This window comes from Pelagibius sp. Alg239-R121, from assembly GCF_947331435.1.
GTDB lineage: Bacteria > Pseudomonadota > Alphaproteobacteria > Kiloniellales > Kiloniellaceae > Denitrobaculum.
This window is the reverse complement of sequence record NZ_CAMZOF010000001.1, coordinates 1,038,622-1,061,701: the sequence shown is the minus strand read 5'-3', so window position 1 is coordinate 1,061,701 and position 23,080 is coordinate 1,038,622. Positions and strand designations below refer to the sequence as shown.

Sequence of the window (23,080 nt, the reverse complement as noted above, 5' to 3'; positions counted from 1 at the left end):
GCCTTTCTTCGCGAAGAAAATTCACCGAAGCAAGATTTATTAACCATATTGCAAAGCCAACGAGTCATACTAGTTTGGTGAAAGCCGCAATGATGTTGTTCATGACAGCGGAAACCACATAATTTACTCGGGCAAAAACACTGTAGATCCAACGAAAATGAGCCTATAACTCCCGCATGAACAGCCTGAATCCGCCTCGCCCCGTCGTCCTTTGCATCCTTGACGGCTGGGGACACAGAGAGATTTGCGAACACAACGCAATTTGCATCGGCAAGACACCGGTTCTAGACCGCTTGACGAGTTCCTGTCCCAATGCCCTGGTCGATGCTTCTGAATTGGAAGTCGGCCTGCCAGTCGGCCAGATGGGTAATTCGGAAGTCGGTCACATGAATCTTGGCGCTGGGCGTGTGGTCCTGCAGGACCTGCCAAGAATCGACAGTGCGATTGCAGACGGATCCTTTGCCCGCTCCCCTCGCCTGATTGAATTCGCTGATGCGCTAAAAGCCACGGGCGGTAAAGCCCATGTCATGGGACTGCTGTCACCCGGTGGCGTTCACTCCCATCAAAAGCACATCGCCGAGTTGGTTGAAACCCTCCACGGTCTGGGTGTCGAGGTAATCGTCCATGCGTTCCTGGATGGCCGAGATACGCCCCCGCGCTCGGCCCTTGGCTTTCTCGAGAATTTCCTGCAGAACGCGCCGCATGCGGTTATTGGCAGTGTCTCCGGCCGCTACTACGCCATGGACCGGGACAAACGCTGGAACCGCGTCACCAAAGCCTATCATGCCATGGTCGAGGGTACCCAGGATAGCGACAGCAAACGCGCGGACGATGCTCTGAAAGCCGTGGAGTTAGGCTACGCACGCGACGAAAACGACGAGTTCGTGTTGCCGACAGTCATCGGCGACTATAGCGGCATGACCGACGGTGATGGCCTGCTGATGGCTAATTTCCGCGCCGACCGGGCGCGCGAAATTCTGTCCGCGCTCTTGGATACGGGATTTGACGGCTTCGCCCGTAAGCGGACAACTTCCTTCTCCGCAGCTGCGGGTATGGTCGAGTACGCCAGCCAGCTCAACGCCTTCATGACTACGATCTTCCCGCCAGCCGATCTAACCGCGACGCTCGGCGAAGTCGTATCGGCCGCCGGATTGAAGCAGCTCCGTATCGCCGAAACCGAGAAGTACGCGCACGTGACCTTCTTTTTCAACGGCGGACGTGAAGAGATCTTCGAAGGTGAAGAACGCGTCCTCGTGCCATCTCCGGACGTTGCGACCTACGATCTGCAACCGGAGATGTCAGCACCCGAGGTGACAGACAAGTTGTGCGCGGCGATCGATTCAGGTGAATTTAGCCTTATCGTCTGCAATTACGCCAATGGCGACATGGTCGGACACACCGGCGATCTTGAAGCTGCGGTGAAAGCCGTCGAAACTATCGATGCCTGTATCGGACGGCTGGAACAAAGCATCGAACGGGTCGGCGGCACGATGCTGGTCACCGCCGACCACGGTAACGCCGAGCAGATGTCTGACCCTGCCACAGGGCAACCTCATACCGCCCACACTATGAACAAGGTACCATTGATTCTGGTCAACCCGCCCGCAGAGATCACCGCACTCCGCGACGGCCGTTTAGCGGATCTCGCACCAAGCATCCTCACACTGATGAAGCTTCAGCTTCCATCCGAAATGACCGGCCACTCGCTGATTGCTTCAGCGGAGGCGGCTTCGGACGCGGCCGCCGAGTAATGGCTGGATCGTTCGCGACCAAGCGAACGACGGCGATCTTTGCGATCGTTGCAGGTGTTGCTGTTCTTGTCGCAGCAACACCTTTGGTTATCGCACAATCGTCAGACTTGGAGAACATCGAACGCGACCTCGAGCGCAGCAAGGCTAATTCCGAAAACCTGGCCCGGAAATCCGAAGAGGTAAAGCTCGAACTGCGGCTGTTGAAAGGCCGTATGATCAACGTCGCACGCAAGACTCTGGATCTCGAATCTGAGCTTTCCGACATTGAAGAGACAATCGTCAGCCTCGAAGACGAGGAGCGTGCCAAATCTGCAGCATTGAAGCGTCAGCGGCGACAGCTTGGCAGAACTCTGGGCGCGCTGCAAAGGATCGCCCTCTTGCCGCCAGAGGCTTTGGTCGCCGCTCCTGGTTCGCCCCTCGACGCAGTCCGGTCGGCAACACTGTTGAAAGTCGCGGTGCCGGCATTGGAGTTTAAGGCTGATCGGTTAAAGCAGGATCTCGACGAACTTGATCACCTTCGGGTCCGAATTGAACGAGAGCGCGTGGATGTCAACGCCGCCGGCAAGCAGCTCAGCGAAGAGCGGAAAACGCTGACCGCCTTGATCAACAAAAAGCGCCGCCTACAGTCCCGGACGGCGGAACAACAGACGAATTCGGGGCGCCGGATGGCGCGATTGGCACGCGACGCTCAGGATCTCAGAGACCTCATCCAAAAGATTGAACGCGAGGCGGCCGAACGGGAACGCATCGCACATGAAGCTGCACAGCGGGAACAGGAGCGCAGGCTGGCTCTTCAATTAGAGCAAAAGCAACAGCTTGAGCGTGAACGTCAGCGCAAAGTCACTGAAGAACAACAGCGCTTGGCCGCCCTTACGCAAAGCAACGACCAGGCCGAATTACAAAGTCGGTTGCTTGCGCCCGGCACGCCTCCCACGACCGTAGAATCAACCGACACCGCATCTGCAGCTAGCGGACAACAGGTTGCTTCTGCCGGGACACAGCAGCCGGATGCCACAGCCCTTGAACGGCCAGCAAACATCAGAACCTTCCCGGTTGCGGCCCGTAACGAACTTTTGATGCCGGCTCACGGGCGGCTACTGAAGCGCTATGGCCAACAGGGCAAAAGCGGCAGGCCAGCCTCGAAAGGTATAACCATTGCAACGCGCGAGGGCGCTCAGGTGATCGCTCCGTTTGATGGTAAAGTGGTCTATGCTGGCGAGTTTCGAGGTTACGGCCTCATCTTGATCATAGAGCACGGCAAACGATATCATACACTACTGGCCGGTGTTGAACGCGTAGACGCGGTTGTCGGCCAATGGATACTAGCGGGAGAGCCGATCGGCGTAATGACCGGCGACGGGGTTCACAAACCAGAACTCTACTTGGAACTCCGAAGAAACGGACAGGCGATCAATCCGCTGCCTTGGTTGGCGGCAACTGGCGATAAGGTACGAGGTTAATGCTAAAATTGCAGAAGGCGGCCGCTCTGGCTGCAGTGGTACTTTTATTCCCGCTCGGCAGTGCAGTCGCGCAGGACAACGAACAACACTCCGAAACCTACAGGCAGCTCAAGCTCTTCGGCGATGTCTTTGAAAGAGTCAGATCCGACTATGTCGAGCAGGCCACGGATGAGGAGCTAATCGAGTCCGCGATCCAGGGCATGCTCTCCTCACTGGATCCACACTCGAGCTACCTGAACGAAAAGTCCTTCAAGGACATGAGAGTTCAGACCCGCGGCGAATTTGGCGGTCTTGGGATCGAAGTGACAATGGAGAATGGCTTCGTAAAAGTCGTTTCACCGATCGACGATACACCGGCCTTCCGGGCGGGTGTTCAGGCAGGTGACTTCATTACCCATCTGGATGGCGAGGCCGTCCTCGGTCTGACCCTGGCCGAAGCGGTCGAGCGTATGCGTGGCCTGGTCAATACAGACTTGAAGGTTACCATTCGCCGTGAAGGCGTTGATCCCTTCGATCTGGTCATTACCCGTGATGTCATCAAGGTTCGCTCAGTCCGCAGCCGGGTGGAAGGAAATATCGGCTACGTGCGCGTAACCTCCTTCAATGAGCAGAGCACTCCAGGTGTCGAAGCCGCAATCACAGACATCAAGAAGGAACTCGGCAGCAATCTGTCCGGGCTGGTGCTTGATCTGCGCAACAATCCTGGCGGCCTGTTGACGGAGGCCATTTCCATCTCCGACGCTTTTCTGGAGCAGGGCGAAATCGTTTCAACCCGTGGCCGCGAATCAGAAGACACTCAGCGCTACAACGCCCGCGCGGGTGATCTGGTAGACGGTCTGCCCATTGTCGTACTCATCAATGGTGGGTCTGCCTCGGCGTCCGAAATCGTGGCCGGTGCTCTGCAGGATCATCGCCGGGCAATTATCTTGGGCACGAAGTCCTTCGGAAAAGGCTCGGTCCAGACCATCATCCCGCTCGCGGGGCATGGCGCAATGCGACTGACCACGGCACGTTACTTCACACCGTCTGGTGGTTCGATACAGGCCAAAGGCATCGTCCCCGACATCGAGGTTGAACAGGCCCGCATCGAAGCGCTTACTTCAGGCCCACAGCGGAGCGAAGCTGATCTCCGTGGGGCATTGGCAAATCCGGGTACGACCGGTGGCGGCGAAGACAGCCAACCAGCTGCCGACGGCGAAGCGAACGCTAACACGGAAGAAGCTCCTGCGGACTATCAACTCGCCCGGGCCATCGATCTGCTACGCGGTCTGTCGCTTTTCAGTGAGCGTGCGACAAACTAAGTCTAATCCGGAGGCCGTTACTTCAAGGACTCAGTCTCCGGAGAACTGTCTGACAAAGCAACCAACAGGTTGCACAGCTTCCGATCACCCGGCAATCGCAGAGATCAGTGATTGCCGGGTGGTTTAGCTTTTTCAGTTTGACCGGTTTCCGACTCAAGGTCAGTCCGAAAACTGGCGTAAGAAATTGATTTTAAATTAATTTCTTAAATCACCTGAAGCCAGATTCCTGCATTGTTCCAATTTTTTTGCAAACCTGCGCGAAGAAGCAGAATTAAGTAACTGTTTTGCCATATAGTTTGCATTTTAGACACTTCGCAGACTGCAGGCTCAAGGATGTTCAGGCAATCTGCAAGCCAACGGTCTGCAAACGAGAGCCTTGAAAGGACGTAAGACTCTGTCTCGCAACCGATTAGCACTGGTCGTTGCTTGGTTGAGCCTCATCGGCGTTATCGCCGGCGGGATCGCATACGTGTACCTATCCGACCCCCCAACGGAGCAGGTCGCAGCCAAGGAAACTCCCGGACAATCCAGCGAACAATCCCACGTGTCTGAATCCAAGAATCAGGGAGAAGATGACGCTGCCCGGAAGAATGACAGAGAAGCTGCAACAACCGAAGAAGCCAGTGGGGACGGTGAACACGGCGGGGACGGTGAACACGGCGGAAACGGCCAACACGGCGAAGACGACGGGCATGTTGCCGAATCTCTCGAAGACGGTAATTCGAACAACACTTCGGCGGAACCGGTCGAACACGCCAGCAACGAAGAAGAGAGTCATGGTACACCGGCGAAACAGGCCGCCGGAGTAGAAACGGCCACCGAAGCGTCGGCCCGTGACAGCGAGGGCCACGAGGCAGAATCCTCTGAGTCCAGCGCTTCTCACGGTGAAGATGACGCTGCAGCGCACGCCCCCGAAAACACCACTGTGCCAGACGAAACGCATGGCAGTGGAGAGGTTGAATCGGTCGACACGCCCAGCGGTCACGAGGGAACTGATGAGTCTCATGAAGCCGCAACGACCGAAGAACCTGCGCCGACGCTGGCTTCTCAAGCCTCTGGCGAACCAGAAACCGTCCAGGAAGCCGCCTTGCCTAGGGTCGTGGCCCCTGACCACAACAGCCTGCCGCTCTGGCAGCGCCATCGCCAAAACGTCGACCGACGCTGGTTGAAGGATAGCAAAGGCAACCCAAAACCACGGATCGCCTTTATTCTCTCGGAGTTGGGCCACGCCCGAACCGCAGCGGAAGAAATCATCAAAAAGCTACCGCCGGCCATCACCCTTTCCTTTAGTCCTTATGCTAAACCGCGATCCCTGGAATACCTGAGTGCGCTGGCCCGGTCCAACGGCCACGAGGTTATGTTGGACCTGCCGTTGGAGCCGGTCGACTTTCCGCAACGCGACCCGGGTCCCAAGGCACTTTTGACCGCTCTGGAACCAAAGGAAAATCTGAACCGCCTCGACTGGTCTCTCAATCGCAGCACAGGTTATGTCGGCGTTGCGGTCTGGATGGGTTCCCGTTTTGTGGGTTCACCTCGCCAGATGCGACCACTGATGGAGGCACTCCAGGATCGTGGACTGATCTATCTGGACAACGCTGAGCATGAGGATAGCCTGGGCCCTGGCCTGGCCGACGAGCTGGGCGTTCCTGCGGTCAGCAGTCACCGCTACGTCGATGTGCCGCTCGCAAGCCGCGATGCGATCGACGCCCGTCTGGCACAGGTCGAGCGGATTGCCCTGCAGTTTGGCAGCGCAGTGGCTATGGGGCGGCCGTTCCCCGTAACCGTCGAACGTCTTGCAGAATGGAGTGCGGAGGTCGAAAAGCGAGGTATCGTGCTGGTACCAATTACGATACTGGCTGAGGAATCCGCCAAACAGCAGCGCCTTGCGCAGAAGACACCCGAAAAGAAATCTGTCCCGAAGGCCAAAACACCTGGGCAAGATCCCAAAAAGACTGACCACTGACGGTCATCGACACTCTAGAGTAAGAATCAAATGTCGAAAAATAAGACGACAGCAGTCCTGAGTGAAACCGCGATCAATAAGCTGCCCTATCGGCCATGCGTGGGCCTCCTCGTTCTAAACACCAAAGGCGAGGTTTTCGTAGCCCAGCGTAATGATATGCGTAGCGAGGCCTGGCAGATGCCTCAGGGCGGTATCGACAAAGGTGAGGCTCCCAGAGACGCCGCGCTCCGGGAACTTGAAGAAGAGATTGGTACTGCCGACGCTGAGATCCTGGCGGAAAGTGCAGACTGGCATAGCTACGACCTGCCACGGGAACTTGTCGGCAGGCTCTGGAAAGGGCGTTATAGAGGGCAAACCCAGAAGTGGTTTGCATTACGTCTGCGTGGCGGCGATGAGACCATAAACATCGAAACCGAGCATCCTGAATTCTCGGCCTGGAAATGGGTCGGCATTGGTGAAGTCGCGGAATTTGCTGTACCGTTCAAACGTGACCTCTATCGTAAGATTATCGAAGAGTTCAGACATCTGGCTGCATAATCCGACAGCTTCGAAAATCTCACGCGGCTTCTTTTAAGCCTTTTGCCTTCCGCTGTACGGCCCAATAGCCGGCACGGCACGCCCAACTGGCCAAACGGCCCTGCGGGTTCAGGCCGGCCGCCTTGAAAGTCATTGCAACACCGAGATTCAGGTGTTTCGGCCGATAGTAACCGGCGGCACGCTGGATATACGCCTTTGACCAACGCTTGCGGTTATAGACCTCACCCTCGCCGTTCGCCGCAAAATATGCATAGGCGAGTTCATCGTCTTCGGTTTCAGTGATACGGCCAAGAGCAATGAGCGCTCGCTTCACCTTGCCGATTTTTTCGGATTCCAGATAGCGCTTCAGATGAGTATAGAAGAGTTTGTAATGCCGCAGCTCATCGGCTGCGATCAGGCGGCAGATCTTGGTTAGGACCGGTTCCTCAGAGGCATCGCCCAATGCCGTGTAATAGGACGACGTGCCGACCTCCACGATACAGCGCGCAACCAGCTCGCCAGAGCGGGTTCCACGTACGGAGGTCGAAGCATCCAAAGGTAGGCTATAGCCGTCTGTGAAGCGCTTAAAGCTGCTTTTAAAGTCGAAACTCGGGTCAGCGAGCTCCGCCCAACGCGCCAGAGCGGCGCCATGCTGGATTTCCTCTTCCGCCCACAGGTTTACGGCGTCCTGAAACTCAGGATCATCGGGGAAAACATTGCAGAGATAGATCGCATAGTCAGCACCGTTGTACTCAACCATGCTTGCGGCTTTGATGATCTTCAGGATTTCCGGATCGACCTTCGCCGGCTCGAAAGCCGCCCAATCAATGTCGTCCAGGGACCAGTGTTCGTAGGCCATCTTTTGCAATCCGACTTGGTGGCAACAATCGTCGAACCGCTAAATATCACACTGGCGGATAACTGTCACCGGACCGTAACAAAAGAAAAATGGGGGCGAAACGCCCCCATAATTCACAGCTAACTAAAATACTGTTTTCCGATTCGCATCAGAGGCAGGCAGCAGCCGCGAGGAATGACCTCAGGCTATGGCCCGGATCATCGCGGTGCTGACGGCAATCTGTCGTTCAGCTGATTTGCGCTCGGCGTCGCTCTTAGCGTCGGCAAGATCCTCTTTGGCATCCTGAAGAGACTGCCGAGCGACCGCAGGATCGATTTCCGAAATCGGCTGCGCCTGCTCCGCAAGAACCGTGCAGCGCGTCGGCGTCACCTCGGCAACACCGCCCGCAACAAAGATCTGTTCGGAAACAGTCTTTCCCTCGTAAATCGAGATCACACCCGGCCGAACGGTCGAAATCATCGGCGCATGGCGCGGCAAGACACCGAAATCGCCCTCTTCGCCGGGAACCACGACCATGTCGGTGTCCTTAGAAACGAGGAGTTTCTCGGGCGAGACCAGCTCGAATTCAACCTTGTTTTCAGGCATCAGCCAGTTCCAATTTCGCTATTCTATGTGCGATCGTCGCCCTAGGCTGCTTCCGCAGCCATCTTGCGGGCCTTCTCGACGGCATCGTCGATGCCACCGACCATATAGAAGGCAGCCTCAGGCAGGTGATCGTATTCGCCGGCCAGGATGCCCTTGAAGCCACGGATCGTCTCGTCGAGCGGCACCTGGATGCCCGGGCTGCCGGTGAAGACTTCGGCAACGTCAAAGGGTTGTGACAGGAAGCGCTGCATCTTACGGGCACGGGCAACAGTCAGCTTATCTTCTTCCGACAGCTCGTCCATGCCCAGGATCGCGATGATATCCTGCAGGTCCTTGTAGGACTGAAGCACACGCTGAACTTCACGCGCGATGTTGTAGTGCTCTTCACCAACGACCGACGGCTCCAGGATACGGCTTGTGGAGTCGAGCGGATCAACGGCCGGGTAAATGCCCAGCTCAGAGATCGCGCGCGACAGCACGGTCGTAGCATCCAAGTGAGCAAAAGAGGTCGCAGGCGCCGGGTCGGTCAAGTCATCGGCAGGAACGTAAATGGCCTGTACCGAGGTGATCGAACCCTTGGTGGTCGTCGTGATCCGCTCCTGCATTCCGCCCATATCGGTGGCCAGCGTCGGCTGATAACCAACGGCGGAAGGGATACGTCCCAGAAGCGCCGAGATCTCGGAACCGGCCTGGGTGAAACGGAAGATGTTATCCACGAAGAAGAGAACGTCCTGGCCTTCTTCGTCACGGAAGTACTCTGCCTGGGTCAGACCGGAGAGTGCAACGCGGGCACGGGCTCCGGGTGGCTCATTCATCTGACCGTAGACCAGCGCGGCTTTGGAGCCATCGCCATCGGTCTTAATAACGCCGCCTTCGATCATCTCGTGGTAGAGGTCATTACCTTCACGGGTCCGCTCACCAACACCGGCGAAAACCGAATAACCGCCGTGGGTTTTTGCGATGTTGTTGATCAGCTCCATGATCAAAACCGTCTTGCCAACACCGGCACCGCCGAAGAGTCCGATCTTACCGCCCTTTGCGTACGGTGCTAGCAGGTCAACAACCTTAATGCCGGTGACCAGAATTTCAGCTTCCGTCGACTGATCGACGTACTCAGGCGCAGGCTTGTGGATCTGCGAGGTCATGGTGGTTTCCAGCGGACCACGCTCATCAATCGGCTCACCGATGACATTCATGATGCGGCCCAGTGTGCCGGGCCCAACAGGCACCGAAATAGGGGCGCCGCTGTCTGCAACGTCCTGACCGCGGACCAGTCCTTCGGTCGCGTCCATCGCAATGGTCCGGACCGTGTTCTCGCCCAGATGCTGTGCAACCTCAAGAACCAGACGCTTGTCGTCGTTTGTGGTCTCCAGCGCGTTCAGGATCGGCGGCAGATCGCTGTCGAACTGAACGTCAACAACCGGACCCATCACCTGGGTGACCTTGCCGACAATGTTTTTTGCCATGGGTTATCGCTCCTCAATGCCTCTCGCACCACCAGGGTAACGGCCAGTTTAAGGCCGTTACATTGCTTCCTTGGCGGAAATAATCTCAATAAGTTCGTTGGTAATGACCGCCTGACGAGTCCGGTTGTAGACCCGGTTCAGGTTGTTGATCATATCACCGGCGTTGCGTGTGGCGCTGTCCATAGCCGACATCCGCGCACCCTGCTCGCTGGCGTTGTTTTCAAGAAGAGCCTTATAGATCTGCACTGCCAGATTGCGTGGCAGCAGGTCGGCAAGAATTTTCTCTTCTTCAGGCTCGTAGTCGTAGACCAGCTTGTCGTTTTCCGCGCCGGCCTTAGCCTCATCCTCTTCCTTCGCTGATGCAACGAAGGGAATCAGCTGCTGGCTCGTAACGATCTGACTGATCACGGACTTGAACTCGGCATAAACGATCGTGCAGACATCAATTTCACCAGCATCGAACATCGCGATCACGCGATCCGAAATCGCCTGGGCGCTATCGAATTTCAACGCCGGCTTGGCAATATCTTCGATGGTGTCGATGATCAGATCCGAAAAATCGCGACGCAACTGATCCCGCCCCTTACGGCCGACACACAAGACTTTAACAGTCTTGCCAGCGGCCTTGAGCGCAGTGATCTGACGCCGGCTTTCCCGGGCAATCGAGCTGTTGAAACCGCCGCACAGACCGCGATCAGCAGTGCCGACAATGATCAGATGAACATCATCCTTGCCGCTGCCGGCCAACAAAGCGGGTGCACCGGCCTTACCGGCAACCGAATCGGCCAGAGAGCCCAGCATCCTGTCCATCCGCTCCGCATAAGGGCGCGAAGCTTCGGCCTGCTCCTGCGCACGGCGCAGCTTCGCCGCGGCCACCATCTTCATGGCCGAGGTGATCTTCTGCGTCGACTTGACGCTCGAGATCCGGTTTCTTAGGTCCTTAAGGCTCGCCATATCGCCGTTACGCTTCCTGGTTCGCGGGTCCGCTGATTACGATTGCTGTCAGACGTACGTCTTGGAGAAACTGTCCATGAAGGACTTGAGCTTCTCTTCGGTCTCTCCCGACAGCGCTTTTTCCGTACGGATGGTCTCCAGAAGATCCGCACCCTTACCACGGATTTCCGACAGCAGCTTCTGCTCGAAATCACCGATCTGCTTCACTTCGATGTTGTCGAGATAACCGCGTACACCTGCGTAGATGACAACGACCTGCTCTTCAACCGTCAGCGGCTTATACTGCGGCTGTTTCAAAAGTTCGGTCAGACGCGCGCCACGGGCCAGCAGACGCTGGGTCGAGGCATCGAGGTCCGAAGCGAACTGCGAGAAGGCTTCCATCTCACGATACTGAGCCAACTCCAGTTTGATCGATCCCGCAACCTGCTTCATCGCCTTGATCTGCGCCGAAGAGCCCACGCGAGAGACCGACAGACCGACGTTGACGGCCGGGCGGATACCCTTGTTGAAAAGGTTGGTCTCGAGGAAGATCTGACCGTCGGTGATCGAGATCACGTTGGTCGGAATATACGCCGAAACGTCACCGGCCTGAGTTTCGATGATCGGCAGCGCCGTCAGGGAACCATTACCTGCGTCATCGCCCATCTTTGCCGCACGCTCGAGAAGGCGTGAGTGAAGATAGAAAACGTCACCTGGGAAAGCTTCACGACCAGGAGGACGGCGAAGCAGCAGCGACATCTGACGATAAGCAACGGCCTGTTTGGAAAGATCGTCATAAGTGATGACGGCGTGCATACCGTTGTCACGGAAGAACTCACCCATCGCGCAACCGGCGTAAGGCGCCAGGAACTGCAGCGGTGCAGGCTCGGATGCTGTCGCAGCCACAACGATAGAGTATTCCAGCGCACCGGCATCTTCGAGAGTTTTCACAAATTTCGCGACACTCGAACGCTTCTGACCGATAGCGACGTAAATACAAAAGAGCTTCTTGGTATCGTCGTCGCCCTGGTTGCTTGGCTTCTGGTTGATGATGGTGTCCAGCGCAATCGCGGTCTTACCGGTTTGGCGGTCACCAATAATCAGCTCTCGCTGGCCACGTCCGATGGGGATCAGGCTGTCAACCGACTTCAAGCCGGTCTGCATCGGTTCATGAACCGATTTCCGTGGGATAATGCCGGGGGCCTTCACTTCGACACGGCTGCGAACGACGTCCTGGAGAGGACCTTTACCATCGATGGGATTACCGAGCGCATCGACAACGCGGCCCAGCAGGCCTTTACCGACCGGCACGTCGACAATGGCACCGGTCCGCTTGACCGTGTCGCCTTCCTTAATGCCGCGGTCATCGCCGAACAGCACGATACCGACGTTGTCGACTTCGAGGTTCAGCACCATTCCCTTAATACCGCCAGGGAATTCGACCAGCTCACCGGCCTGGACGTTGTCGAGCCCGTAAGCACGGGCGACGCCATCACCCACAGAGAGAACCTGACCGACTTCGGCGACATCCGCCTCGGTTCCAAAATTCTCAATCTGGTCTTTCAGGATGGCGGAAATTTCGGCGGCGCGGATGTCCATCATCCAACCCCTTTCATGGCGAGTTGTAATCTTTGTAGTTTGCTGCGCAGCGAGCTGTCGATCATGCGACTTCCGACCTTAACGATCATGCCACCAATCAGCGCAGGATCGACAGTCACATCGACCTGCACTTTGTCTCCCATGGACTTTTTCAAGGCCTCGGTGAGAGCTTGCTGTTGTGAATCTGAGAGATCTTGCGCACTGGTCACCTTGGCGGTCACTTCACCCCGGCGCCGCGACAATTCGGCAAGATAAGCATCAATCATTTGAGAAAGAACGAACAGGCGGCGATTATCGGCGACAACCAGGACGAAACGACGGGTCAATTCATTGACCTCGGCCTTTTCAAGAACCGCCAAAATCGCCTTACTCTGCTGCTCACGCGAGTAGAGCGGGCTGCCAACCAGCCGACGCAAATCTTCGCTTTCCACCAGGATCTGCTTCAAACCACGCAGATCACCGGCCACCGTGTCGAGCTCTTTTTTATCGTCGGCAAGTTCCAGAAGCGCTAATGCATAACGCCCTGCCAAGCCGCTCAAGCTCGTGTCTTCGCTAGCCAAGCCAGATGCCCCCAAAGAAAACCGGAAAAATTGACCCTGCCCGTTGGGTCATTCCTGACGTACAAGATCCGTTAAGAGCAGGTTACCCCGCCCCGAGCGCGCGTTTGGTATCATAGTCATCGGAGCGTTGCAAGACGAGTCGGACCAAAGCCGCAATGCCCTGCACCAAGTCCCAAAATCCGAACTGAAATCCTAGGCCTATGCCCGCGATTCCACGCAAAATGCCTCACGCAGCACGAAATCATCAAATCGGGAGAAAATCAGAAGAAACTGTAGGGGTCGATATCGATCTGAAGCCTAAGGCGGCTCGGCAGTCTGATCCCTGCAATCCATTCGTGTATAACGGTCTGGGGCGATAGGTCGCGCCGGGTTTTCAACAGGAAACGGCGTCGATGGCGGCCACGCAGAAGAGCCATAGGTGCCGGGGCGGGTCCGAGAATTTCGATCCCCTTGTAGCCGGGTGCCCGCTTCGCCAGATCTCTGCAGAATCCATCGGCGTCCGCTTCCACCGGACTGGAAATGATCAGAGCCGCCAAACGCCCAAAGGGCGGCAGGTAAGAGCGTTGCCGCATCTGCGATTCCATTTCAAAAAAACTATCCCGATCCCCCGATTGCAAGGCTTGCATGACCGGATGATCGGGATCGGCCGTTTGCAAAACCACCTTTCCTGGTTGTTCCGCGCGACCGGCTCGACCGGCAACCTGATGCAAAAGCTGATAGCTGCGCTCGGAAGCACGGAGATCGCCACCGAAAAGCCCCAAATCAGCATCCACTACGCCAACCAACGTCAGATCGGGAAAATGATGCCCTTTGGCGACGACCTGGGTGCCGATCAAGAGGTTGATTTCGCCATCCTGCACGGCCTGCACCATTTTTGCCGCAGCATTTGGGCCGGTGAGAGTATCGCTCGCCATTACGCCCCGCCGCGCGTCGGGAAACAGGACGGCTGCCTCCTCCGCGATCCGTTCAACCCCCGGACCACAAGCGGCAAAGGAATCACTGTCGCCGCACTCGGTACAGCATTCGGGTCGCCGACAGCGGTATCCGCAGTGATGGCATTGCAGGTCTCCGCTCAACCCTTCGCTATCCTGAGAAGGGACGTTTCGCCCTCTGTGTTCGACAAGCCACGCCGTGCAATGTGGACAACGCAGGCGATGACCGCAGGTTCTGCAAAGTGTTAAGGGCGCATAGCCTCTTCGGTTGAGAAACAGCATGGCCTGCTGACCGGCTGCCAGGGTTTCTTCGATTGCGGCGCGAAGCGACGGTGCGAGCCAGCTTTGTCCGAGTCCGTCGATTCGCGTGGGCTTATCGCGGCGCAGATCGAGCAATTCGATGGACGGCAACTCTGCGCCGCCATGCCGCCGGTGCAGTTTTAAGCAGCCGTAGCGCGCGTTCTTGACGTTGGTGAGTGTCTCCAGCGACGGCGTGGCAGAGGCCAGTACAATGGGAAACTCGCCGAGTCGCGCCCGCACCACCGCCATATCTCGGGCATGGTAACAGACTCCATCTTCTTGTTTGAAGGCAGATTCATGCTCCTCGTCGACTACAATCAGACCCAATTCACCGTAAGGCAGAAACAAGGCGGAACGCGCCCCAACCACGACCCGGGCCTCCCCTTCGGCCACGGCACGCCAAGTGGTACGGCGCTGCCCGGGCGTTAGATCCGAATGCCACTGTGCCGGCGCAACACCAAAACGGTGTCGAAAGCGCTCGAGCCACTGACCTGACAACGCAATTTCAGGCAAAAGCACCAAGGCTTGCCGCCCCGCCGCGAGACACTCCGCAACCGCCTCCAAGTAAACCTCCGTCTTCCCTGACCCAGTTACCCCATCCAGCAGATGAACCGAAAAGGCATTGGACTCGACCAATGCCTTCAATCTGGCGACTGCATCGGCTTGATCACCCCAGAATTCCGGTGGGTCCAGCTTGTGGTCAGGTAAATCGAAACGGCGCGGCGACGACACTTCAACCTGTTCCAGCACACCTGCCTTGACTAATCCACGCACGACGGAAGATCCAACTCCGCTAGCCAACGCCAAATCCGCCACTGACCACGCTATCCCATCAGCCGCCGTTGATATCACCCGCTTCCGCGCATCGGTCCACTTGAACCCGCTTGACGGATCGCCTTCGGCAAGCCGGACACCGAGGACCGGTCTCGGCGCCTGAAGGGCGTCAGGCACCGACAAAGCCATGCGCAGCACGGCACCCTGAGGGGCCATTGTGTAGTCTGCAATCCATTCGACGAAACGCCGTAGAATTGGAGTCATCGGCGGCACGGCACAGCGGCGTAAGATAGGGCGCAAGCGCTCCTGGACCATCTCCGGCTTCTCGTCTGTCGAGTGCGCTTCAGCTTCGACCGCTGGAGGATCCCATACGACGCCGGTCACTTCGCGCTTTCCCAGGGGCACCAGCACGATATCGCCTGGTTGCACATCCATGCCGGCTGGAACCTTATAGTCGTAGGGGTGACTCAGTGGCAGCGGTAGAAGAACCGCGACAGAGGCCGAGGGCTCCTGCATTCCAGGCAACACACCGTTCTGGCCCTTTGACGAAGGCCGGGCGGAACTGGCATGGCGGTCGGGCATCGGCTACACTCTGGACGTACCGCCTGTAAGCGGTTATCACGCGATTGGAGACATCAACTATGCGCGTCGACGAAGCTTTCACAAGCCCGTTCGCCGCGTATCTATACAGAAAGGTGTGCTTGGGCGCATGAAGTTCTTCATAGACACGGCCGACGTGGCGGAAATCCGCGAACTGGCAGCAACCGGCCTGGTTGACGGGATCACGACCAACCCTTCTCTGGTCGCGAAAACCGGCCGCGATTTCCTCGAAGTCGTGGCGGAAATCTGCGATATCGTGCCGGGACCGGTAAGCGCCGAAGTGACCGCAACAGATCACGAGACCATGCTGACCGAGGGCCGGAAACTGGCTGCCATCGCTTCGAATGTCGCGGTTAAGGTACCCCTGACCCCGGACGGCCTCAAAACCTGCAAAGTTCTTTCCGACGCCGGGACCGAGGTCAACGTGACCCTCTGCTTCTCCGCAGCGCAGGCTTTGCTGGCTGCCAAAGCCGGCGCAACCTACATCTCCCCCTTCGTCGGCCGTCTGGACGACATCGGTATCGATGGCCTGGAGCTGATCTCAGAAATTGTCGAGATTTACGATGCTTACGCGTCGATCGATACTCAGGTCTTGGTCGCCTCAGTGCGCGGCCCGCTGCACGTGATCGAAGCCGCAAAAATGGGCGCGCATGTCGCAACGATCCCTCCCGGCGTGTTGAAGGCCATGTTCAATCATCCGCTGACCGATAAAGGCCTGAACGCTTTTCTGGCGGACTGGGCCAAGACCGGACAGTCGATTCTGTGATAGGATAACGCTGGGAGTCGGTAAATCCGGCTCTCAGTTGACATGACGATAACCTCCCAGTGCAGCGTGATTCGGGAGGATGGCAAATACAAAAAGGACGAAGCGGAGCGAGATGACCGGAAACACAAGCGACGCCGCGCCCGACAAGGGTGGCCAGGAAAAAGCCGCCTCCGGGAACAGCGCATCCGAAAAAAGCGCTGGACAGGCGCCAATCTCCGCAGCCCGTGTCGCGGAATACCTTCGCCGGCATCCCGATTTTCTAGCTCGAAATCCGGCTTTGCTGGAAACCATTGAGGTTCCCGGCCGCGATCAAGGCGATGGTGTCGTCGACCTGCAGCGCTTTATGGTCGAACGCCTGCGCAGCGATCTCTCGGAGCTGACCGCCACGCGGGACGACCTGGTAGTCAATGTTCGAAACAATATGGCAACCCAGAGTCGCACCCACGAAGCGATTATCGCCCTTCTCGCTGCACGCAGTTTTGAGCACTTCGTCGAAACCGTCACCACCGACCTTGCAATCATCCTTGATCTGGATGTCGTTGCCCTGGCGGTTGAGCAATCTGACCAGGACGGCCCCGGCCAGCCGCCGGCAGGCGTACGCTGTCTTCAACCAGGCACCGTGAACGAAGCCCTCGGTCCCACTCAGAACATCCTGCTCCGCAGTGACATCGACGGCGATCCGTTGATTTTCGGGGCCGGCGCCGGCCTGGTCCGCTCTGATGCCCTCATCCGGCTCGATATTAGCTCCGAAGCACCACCGGCATTGCTTGCATTAGGATCCCGACAATCGGATCAATTTGATCCGGGCCAAGGCACCGAGCTGCTGCGTTTTCTGGCCCAGGTGATCGAGCACACCTTCCGGGCATGGCTGAGCCTGCCGGAGTAACCGCCCGCAACGCAAGAGGCGCCGGGATATCGCCGGATCGTCAGGCGTTGTCGCGCGCGCAGGCAATTCTCCTGGATGCCGCCCCTGACCTGCGGGCCGCCTACGACTCCTGGCTTGGGTGGCTTAGCGAAGAAAAGCGGTTCTCTGCCCACACCGTTGCTGCTTACGCCACCGACCTTGCGCATTTTCTTAATTTCCAGGCTGGCCATCTGGGCGAACTTCCCGCTCTGCGCCACATGAGTGCCTTGACCACTGCCGACTTTCGCGCCTGGTTGGCCCAGCGAGCAGGCGTCGGTATCAAACAGTCTTCTAACGCCCGCGCCGTCTCAGTGGTCCGCGGATTCTTCCGCTGGCTGACGAAGGAGGACCTCGCAGAAAACACAGCGGCCACGCTGCTGCGCCGTCCGAAGGTACCAAAATCCATCCCCAAGGCCCTTAGCGCCAGCGAAGCACAGGACACATTGGACACCATCGGGGAGCTCTCCGACGAACCCTGGATTGAACGCCGCGACACAGCGTTGCTGTTGCTGCTTTACGGTTGTGGTTTGCGCATTGGCGAAGCCCTAAGCTTAACCCGCGACTCAGCGCCAACTGCCGGCCAGGACACGATGGTCATCACCGGTAAAGGCAATAAACAACGCATGGTGCCGCTGCTGCCGGTCGTGACCGAAGCAATCTCGGAATATGTTCGTTCCTGCCCCTTCGAATTGGCACAGGAAGATGCTCTGTTCCGGGGCTTACGAGGCGGCCCGATGAGTGCCCGCATCATTCAAAAGCGTATCCAATCACTGCGCAGCCTGCTTGGCCTGCCGAACACCGCCACACCGCACGCTCTGCGTCATAGCTTTGCGACCCACCTGCTGGCCGGAGGCGGTGACTTACGCGCAATCCAAGAGCTATTGGGGCACGCGTCGCTTTCGACAACGCAACGCTACACTGACGTCGATGTGGAAAGCCTTCTGGCGACCTACGATCAGGCGCATCCTCGGGCTCGCAAAAAACCAGCATAGTCTTCAGATCGCAGCGGGCCTTGTCAGGCGTAGTAAAACCAAAGGCCCCAACAAGGCGCCCAACCCGAGGAGTCCAAAGGCCAGCCCCCAGGCGAGGATCTCTCCCTGCCCGCCGGCAAGATCAAGTACAACACCGAAAGCCAAAGGTGAAACGGCACCGGCACCGAAGCCCAGGAGCGACTGTAACGCCATGGTGGCGCCTTTTCGTGAGGACTCGGCATGCTGCACCACACCGGTCGTTAGCGAAGCCGATTCGCCGGTGATCGTCATTCCATACAATCCGCTCAAAACAGCAACGACCGCAAAGGGCAGCGCCGCCGTGAAGCCGATGGTGAAGGCGAGTGCTGCAGAGGACAGCATAATGATGGTAATTACCCGGCGCCGTCCGAAGCGAAGCGAAAACTCATTTCCGATGATACTTGCAGGCAATCCGAGCAGCAGGATCACGGTCGCCACCTGGGTTGCGTTTAATCCCCAGGCCTGATCCGGCTGCAAAGAAATCGAGAAGGCCAAGAAAACCACGATCCAGTTGCGAAACCCGAAGAGTTCCCAGATGTGTCCGACGTAGCCCAGGATGTATCCGAAAGCTGGTCGGTTCCGTACGACAGGGCGTACGTCCAGGACATCTTTTATCCGCTGACGACCGTGGGGATGGGCCACCGATTTCACTGACACCAACACCAGGAGAAAAGCAGCAAGACTTCCACCTGCAGCAACACCGAAAGCCCAAGACCAACCGGCAAACAAAGTCACCTCGCCAGCCACCAGAACGGACAAGCTGTTCCCGATGGCAAAGTTTGCCGTATAGATTGAAATCGCCCGGCTCTGAATCGTGCCGGAAATCCGGTCTGTCAGGATTTTCAGACCGACCATATAGGTGCCGGCCAGACTCACGCCGCCCAGTGCGCGAAACGCCATCGCCGTCCAGAACCCCTCCGCCCAGAGAGCGAAGGCCAGGGCTGACACCGCGCCTAAAGCCGTTGAAAAAAGATAAATCCTGCGGGCGTCTTCCCGATCGGTCAGGCTGACCAGAATGGGTACAGCAGCCGCATAGCCTGCGTAATAAACGCCGCTAATCCAACCGGCTTCAGTATTGGTTAAACTCCATTCCATCTGGAACGTAGGGATCAACGCCGGAAAAGTTGCGTTGCCCAGCATGACCAGCACAAGTGCGGTCACAAAGACCACAATCAGTCCAATTGGATTCATGCCGGATCAGACGGCCTCTTTCGGGTGCCCATGAAAACCACGGGACGAACGGAGCGCCTCAAATGTGGATGGGCCGGCCGTCCACCGCCAGCGCGGCTTCCTTTACGGCCTCTCCCATACCCGGATGGGAATGGCAGGTCCGTGCGATATCCTCTGCGGAAGCTCCAAACTCCATGGCGATCACCGCCTCCCCGAGCAGGTCACCCGCGAGAGGTCCGAGAATATGTACGCCGAGAACCTTGTCGGTTGCCTTATCTGCCAGGATTTTCACCAAACCATCCGTATCAGCATTGGCGCGCGCCCGGCTGTTAGCGGTAAAGGGGAACTTGCCGACACGATAAGCGACACCGTCTTCCTTGAGCTGCTCCTCGGTCTTGCCGACGCTCGCAACCTCAGGCCAAGTATAAACCACACCGGGCACCAGATTGTAATCGATGTGACCGCTTTGGCCGGCCATCATCTCAACACAGACAACCCCTTCGTCTTCTGCTTTGTGGGCAAGCATAGGACCAGGAATGCAGTCGCCGATGGCGTAGACACCCGGCACGCTGGTCTCGAAAGAGGCGTTCACCTGGATCACACCCCGGTTGTCCTTGGCGACGCCCAACTCTTCCAGTCCCAGGCCATTGGTGTAGGGCCGGCGGCCGATTGAAACCAACACCACATCGGCTTTGATTTCTTCCGCATCGCCGCCCTTTGCCGGCTCGACACTCAGAGCAACCGAGGCTTTGGTTTTCTTTGCTCCAGTAACTTTTTTGCCAAGCTTGAATTTCAAGCCCTGTTTGCTCAGCACACGCTGAGTCTGTTTGGCAATATCACCGTCCATCCCGGGTAAAATTCGATCGAGAAACTCGACCACTGTCACTTCGGCACCCAGGCGCGACCAAACAGATCCCAATTCCAGACCGATAACGCCTGCACCAACCACGACCATGGATTTCGGCACCTTACTAAGCCCCAGGGCGCCGGTTGAAGTCACGACCTGTTTTTCATCGATATCAAGACCTGGCAGAGGCGTGCTCTCCGAGCCGGTCGCAATCAGGATTTTCTTGGTTTTCAGCGTTTCGCTGCCGCCATCCGCCAATTTGACCGCGACTTCACCAGCCTTGGGAATTGAACCCTCACCTTTGACGTAAGTGATCTTGTTCTTTTTGAACAGAAACTCGATACCGGTTGTAAGATCAACGACCACCTTGTCCTTGCGGGCCATCATGGTCTTGAGATCCAGCTCGACCTTCCCGAGCTTTACGCCATGAGCGGCAAAGTGTTTGTTCGCCTCGGCAAACTTCTCCGACGACTGAAGCAAAGCCTTGGAAGGAATGCACCCGACGTTCAGACAAGTGCCGCCGAGCGCGCCGCGTTTTTCAACGCATGCCGTCTTCATGCCGAGCTGGGCCGCACGGATCGACGCAACGTAGCCGCCCGGACCACCGCCGATAACGACAAGATCGTATTCCTGATCACTCATGACTCTCGACTTCCTCTTCGTAACTCTTTTAATCGTCCGTGCCTGGGACTCCCGCGTCCGAGTCGGACGTTTCAGTTTCCTTCGGCGCTTTGCCGGCAGGCAATTCGACCAGGAACCCGCCGCCGTCGACGTTGGCTAAAGGCCGTGTCTTGGCGATAAGTCCCTTTTTCATCAGTTCGACAAGATAGCGCCCGACTGGGCCGAACAACGTTGCGCCACTGTCGGCGCTGGCAGCTTCCAACCCGATCCGGACGGTTCTGGCTTCGTCGCGGAACCGCTGACGCTCCACCATCCGGTCAATAGACGCCAGACTGTGGGGCAGATCCAAACCACGCAAGTCGAGTTCGTATTCCGCCTCTCCATCGACATCCAAAAAGCGTGTCAGCTTCCTCAAATCCATCGCCGTCAGCCTGTTTCCTGATAAACCGCCATCTCAACAACGCGATACCAATGAACTTACATGTCCAACAGCAGGCGTTGTGGGTCTTCGATGGCTTCCTTCACACGAACCAGGAAGGTGACAGCCTCTCGGCCATCGATGATGCGATGATCATAGCTAAGCGCGAGATACATCATCGGCCGAATTTCTACCTGACCATTGACCGCCATGGGGCGGTCCTGAATCTTGTGCAAGCCAAGGATCGCCGACTGCGGCATATTCAAAATCGGAGTCGACATCATCGAGCCGAACACACCACCGTTGGTGATGGTAAAGGTGCCGCCAGTCATCTCGTCCATCGACAACTTGCCATCGCGGCCTTTCTTGGCCAACTCGCCCAGGCTTTTTTCGATTTCCGCAAATGACTTCTGGTCGCAATCCCGCATCACCGGAACCATCAATCCGCTCGGGGTCGAGACCGCCATGCCGACATCGTAGAAATGATTGTAGACAAGTTCCTCGCCATCGATCTTCGCATTTACAGCCGGCAAGGATTGCAAAGCAGCCACGACAGCCTTGGTGAAGAAGGAGGAAAAACCGAGCTTTACGCCGTGTTTTTTCTCGAAGCCTTCCTTGTACTGCGCCCGCAGAGCCATGACCGCGCCCATATCAACCTCGTTGAAGGTGGTGAGCATGGCCGCTGTGTTTTGCGCTTCCTTAAGGCGCCGCGCGATTGTCTTGCGCAGCTTGGTCATCTTCACACGCTCTTCGCGTGGCGCAGATGCAAGAGCCGCAGCAGGTTCCGGCGCTGCTGCCGTTACCGCCGCAGGTGCGGCAGGTGGCGGTGGCGGATTTTCGATAAAGGCAAGGACATCATCCTTGGTGATCCGGCCGTCTTTACCGGACCCTTTAATCAGTGCCGGGTTCAGGTTTTTTTCGTCTATCAGTTTGCGCACGGCCGGAGACAGAGTCATGGCCGCAGGTGGCGTATTAGCGGACAGGAAAGCCACCATGTCCGCCTTACTGATACCGCCGTTGGCGCCACTCCGGGGTGCGGAAGCAGGATCCAGCGATGCGGTTGCCGCAGGCGTTGCAGCAGCCGGAGCCTCTGCCGGCGCAGCAGCAGGGCTGGGTGTGGGGCTGGCTGCGGCAGCCGGAACCGCTGCTCCGGAAGTGACGACGCCAAGCACCGCAGCGACACCAACCGTAGCGCCTTCTTCCGCAACAATGGAGGTCAAAGTGCCATTGGTCGGCGAATTGACTTCCAGCGTCACCTTATCGGTTTCAAGTTCGAGCAGCGCCTCGTCAGCGGCCACCGGGTCGCCAATTTTTTTCATCCACTGAGCGATCGTCGCTTCGGAGACAGATTCACCCAGAGTGGGAACCACAACTTCGACGGGCTCGCCATCGTTTACGGCTGCACTTTGCGACAGTACCGGCGCCTGAGGCGTCGAATCTGCTGTTGGCGCGGCTGGAGCAGCAGGCTCGGCTTTGGCAACCGGAGTTGCAGCAGCCCCGCTACCTTCACCAATCCGGCCGAGAAGCGCACCAACTCCAACGTTTTCTCCCTCGGCCACGACGACCTCGGTGAGAACACCGGCTTCGGCTGCATTTACTTCAAGGGTCACCTTGTCGGTCTCAAGTTCGACAACGGCTTCGTCCCTCGCAACCGCTTCACCCGGTTTTTTGAGCCACTGCGCGACCGTCGCCTCGCTTACCGACTCCCCGAGAGTCGGAACAACAATATCCGTCGCCATCGTCTG

19 protein-coding genes are annotated in these 23,080 nt (G+C 57.6%); 8 read left to right on the top strand and 11 right to left on the bottom strand.

Going from position 1 to position 23,080, the window contains the following annotated elements; genetic code table 11:
• Positions 1–176 precede the first annotated feature (176 nt).
• The 5 genes from gpmI to QMZ18_RS04675 all read left to right on the top strand — a co-directional run bounded on the left by gpmI (position 177) and on the right by QMZ18_RS04675 (position 7,012).
• On the top strand, positions 177–1,751 hold the full coding sequence (gpmI, locus tag QMZ18_RS04695; protein ID WP_322097129.1) for a 2,3-bisphosphoglycerate-independent phosphoglycerate mutase: 1,575 nt from the start codon (positions 177–179) through the stop codon (positions 1,749–1,751).
• Positions 1,751–3,211: a murein hydrolase activator EnvC gene (locus QMZ18_RS04690; RefSeq protein WP_282605066.1), complete on the top strand. Its 1,461-nt coding sequence runs from the start codon at positions 1,751–1,753 to the stop codon at positions 3,209–3,211. The genes gpmI and QMZ18_RS04690 overlap by 1 nt, the downstream gene beginning before the upstream one ends.
• Positions 3,211–4,512, top strand: coding sequence for a S41 family peptidase (locus tag QMZ18_RS04685; RefSeq protein ID WP_282605065.1), 1,302 nt, complete (start codon positions 3,211–3,213; stop codon positions 4,510–4,512). The genes QMZ18_RS04690 and QMZ18_RS04685 overlap by 1 nt, the downstream gene beginning before the upstream one ends.
• A gap of 469 nt (positions 4,513–4,981) precedes the next feature.
• Entirely contained in the window at positions 4,982–6,475 is a 1,494-nt protein-coding gene (locus tag QMZ18_RS04680) for a divergent polysaccharide deacetylase family protein (RefSeq protein WP_282605064.1), read from the top strand.
• A 30-nt stretch (positions 6,476–6,505) separates the two neighbouring features.
• On the top strand, positions 6,506–7,012 hold the full coding sequence (locus tag QMZ18_RS04675; protein ID WP_282605063.1) for an RNA pyrophosphohydrolase: 507 nt from the start codon (positions 6,506–6,508) through the stop codon (positions 7,010–7,012).
• A 19-nt stretch (positions 7,013–7,031) separates the two neighbouring features.
• Here QMZ18_RS04675 and QMZ18_RS04670 read toward each other — a convergent pair whose 3' ends face one another.
• From QMZ18_RS04670 to QMZ18_RS04640, 7 genes are all read right to left on the bottom strand, one after another.
• On the bottom strand, positions 7,032–7,850 hold the full coding sequence (locus QMZ18_RS04670; RefSeq protein WP_282605062.1) for a ferritin-like domain-containing protein: 819 nt from the start codon (positions 7,848–7,850) through the stop codon (positions 7,032–7,034).
• 180 nt (positions 7,851–8,030) lie between these two features.
• Positions 8,031–8,435, bottom strand: coding sequence for a F0F1 ATP synthase subunit epsilon (locus QMZ18_RS04665; RefSeq protein ID WP_282605061.1), 405 nt, complete (start codon positions 8,433–8,435; stop codon positions 8,031–8,033).
• 41 nt (positions 8,436–8,476) lie between these two features.
• Complete coding sequence (atpD, locus tag QMZ18_RS04660) at positions 8,477–9,901, bottom strand: F0F1 ATP synthase subunit beta (protein ID WP_282605059.1); 1,425 nt, start codon at positions 9,899–9,901, stop codon at positions 8,477–8,479.
• Positions 9,902–9,958: 57 nt separating this feature from the next.
• The gene (locus tag QMZ18_RS04655; RefSeq protein WP_282605058.1) at positions 9,959–10,855 is read right to left on the bottom strand and encodes a F0F1 ATP synthase subunit gamma; all 897 of its coding nucleotides are present in this window, start codon (positions 10,853–10,855) and stop codon (positions 9,959–9,961) included.
• A 48-nt stretch (positions 10,856–10,903) separates the two neighbouring features.
• Positions 10,904–12,433: a F0F1 ATP synthase subunit alpha gene (atpA, locus tag QMZ18_RS04650; RefSeq protein ID WP_282605598.1), complete on the bottom strand. Its 1,530-nt coding sequence runs from the start codon at positions 12,431–12,433 to the stop codon at positions 10,904–10,906.
• Positions 12,433–12,993 carry a F0F1 ATP synthase subunit delta gene (locus QMZ18_RS04645; protein WP_282605057.1) on the bottom strand — a complete coding sequence of 187 codons (561 nt, stop codon included), beginning with the start codon at positions 12,991–12,993 and terminating at the stop codon, positions 12,433–12,435. Before QMZ18_RS04645 ends, atpA begins: the two co-directional genes overlap by 1 nt.
• 260 nt (positions 12,994–13,253) lie before the next feature.
• Positions 13,254–15,581 (bottom strand): primosomal protein N', encoded by a 2,328-nt coding sequence (locus QMZ18_RS04640; protein ID WP_282605056.1) that lies wholly within the window; start codon positions 15,579–15,581, stop codon positions 13,254–13,256.
• A 127-nt stretch (positions 15,582–15,708) separates the two neighbouring features.
• Here QMZ18_RS04640 and fsa point away from each other — a divergent pair, with 127 nt between their 5' ends.
• From fsa to QMZ18_RS04625, 3 genes are all read left to right on the top strand, one after another.
• Entirely contained in the window at positions 15,709–16,365 is a 657-nt protein-coding gene (fsa, locus tag QMZ18_RS04635; protein ID WP_282605055.1) for a fructose-6-phosphate aldolase, read from the top strand.
• Positions 16,366–16,477: 112 nt separating this feature from the next.
• Complete coding sequence (locus tag QMZ18_RS04630; RefSeq protein WP_282605054.1) at positions 16,478–17,251, top strand: DUF484 family protein; 774 nt, start codon at positions 16,478–16,480, stop codon at positions 17,249–17,251.
• On the top strand, positions 17,230–18,261 hold the full coding sequence (locus QMZ18_RS04625) for a tyrosine recombinase XerC (RefSeq protein WP_282605053.1): 1,032 nt from the start codon (positions 17,230–17,232) through the stop codon (positions 18,259–18,261). Before QMZ18_RS04630 ends, QMZ18_RS04625 begins: the two co-directional genes overlap by 22 nt.
• A gap of 3 nt (positions 18,262–18,264) precedes the next feature.
• On the opposite strand, the gene QMZ18_RS04620 is transcribed toward QMZ18_RS04625, so the two are convergent.
• Genes QMZ18_RS04620 through odhB form a run of 4 tightly spaced genes read right to left on the bottom strand, consistent with a single transcriptional unit; the run spans position 18,265 to position 23,074 of the window.
• The gene (locus tag QMZ18_RS04620; RefSeq protein WP_282605052.1) at positions 18,265–19,470 is read right to left on the bottom strand and encodes an MFS transporter; all 1,206 of its coding nucleotides are present in this window, start codon (positions 19,468–19,470) and stop codon (positions 18,265–18,267) included.
• A 58-nt stretch (positions 19,471–19,528) separates the two neighbouring features.
• Positions 19,529–20,938, bottom strand: coding sequence for a dihydrolipoyl dehydrogenase (gene lpdA, locus QMZ18_RS04615; RefSeq protein ID WP_282605051.1), 1,410 nt, complete (start codon positions 20,936–20,938; stop codon positions 19,529–19,531).
• Between the two features lie 28 nt (positions 20,939–20,966).
• Positions 20,967–21,338, bottom strand: a complete 372-nt coding sequence (locus QMZ18_RS04610; RefSeq protein WP_282605050.1) for a hypothetical protein — start codon at positions 21,336–21,338, stop codon at positions 20,967–20,969.
• A gap of 56 nt (positions 21,339–21,394) precedes the next feature.
• Positions 21,395–23,074 (bottom strand): 2-oxoglutarate dehydrogenase complex dihydrolipoyllysine-residue succinyltransferase, encoded by a 1,680-nt coding sequence (odhB, locus tag QMZ18_RS04605; protein ID WP_282605049.1) that lies wholly within the window; start codon positions 23,072–23,074, stop codon positions 21,395–21,397.
• Positions 23,075–23,080 lie beyond the last annotated feature (6 nt).

Coding starts and splice junctions, on each gene's coding strand:
- atpD (WP_282605059.1), bottom strand. CDS start 9,901: ATGGCAAAAAACATTGTCGGCAAGGTCACCCAGGTGATGGGTCCGGTT.
- QMZ18_RS04690 (WP_282605066.1), top strand. CDS start 1,751: ATGGCTGGATCGTTCGCGACCAAGCGAACGACGGCGATCTTTGCGATC.
- QMZ18_RS04625 (WP_282605053.1), top strand. CDS start 17,230: ATGGCTGAGCCTGCCGGAGTAACCGCCCGCAACGCAAGAGGCGCCGGG.
- odhB (WP_282605049.1), bottom strand. CDS start 23,074: ATGGCGACGGATATTGTTGTTCCGACTCTCGGGGAGTCGGTAAGCGAG.
- QMZ18_RS04655 (WP_282605058.1), bottom strand. CDS start 10,855: ATGGCGAGCCTTAAGGACCTAAGAAACCGGATCTCGAGCGTCAAGTCG.
- QMZ18_RS04675 (WP_282605063.1), top strand. CDS start 6,506: ATGTCGAAAAATAAGACGACAGCAGTCCTGAGTGAAACCGCGATCAAT.
- QMZ18_RS04670 (WP_282605062.1), bottom strand. CDS start 7,850: ATGGCCTACGAACACTGGTCCCTGGACGACATTGATTGGGCGGCTTTC.
- gpmI (WP_322097129.1), top strand. CDS start 177: ATGAACAGCCTGAATCCGCCTCGCCCCGTCGTCCTTTGCATCCTTGAC.
- QMZ18_RS04620 (WP_282605052.1), bottom strand. CDS start 19,470: ATGAATCCAATTGGACTGATTGTGGTCTTTGTGACCGCACTTGTGCTG.
- QMZ18_RS04640 (WP_282605056.1), bottom strand. CDS start 15,581: ATGCCCGACCGCCATGCCAGTTCCGCCCGGCCTTCGTCAAAGGGCCAG.
- fsa (WP_282605055.1), top strand. CDS start 15,709: ATGAAGTTCTTCATAGACACGGCCGACGTGGCGGAAATCCGCGAACTG.
- lpdA (WP_282605051.1), bottom strand. CDS start 20,938: ATGAGTGATCAGGAATACGATCTTGTCGTTATCGGCGGTGGTCCGGGC.
- QMZ18_RS04665 (WP_282605061.1), bottom strand. CDS start 8,435: ATGCCTGAAAACAAGGTTGAATTCGAGCTGGTCTCGCCCGAGAAACTC.
- QMZ18_RS04685 (WP_282605065.1), top strand. CDS start 3,211: ATGCTAAAATTGCAGAAGGCGGCCGCTCTGGCTGCAGTGGTACTTTTA.
- QMZ18_RS04610 (WP_282605050.1), bottom strand. CDS start 21,338: ATGGATTTGAGGAAGCTGACACGCTTTTTGGATGTCGATGGAGAGGCG.
- atpA (WP_282605598.1), bottom strand. CDS start 12,433: ATGGACATCCGCGCCGCCGAAATTTCCGCCATCCTGAAAGACCAGATT.
- QMZ18_RS04630 (WP_282605054.1), top strand. CDS start 16,478: ATGACCGGAAACACAAGCGACGCCGCGCCCGACAAGGGTGGCCAGGAA.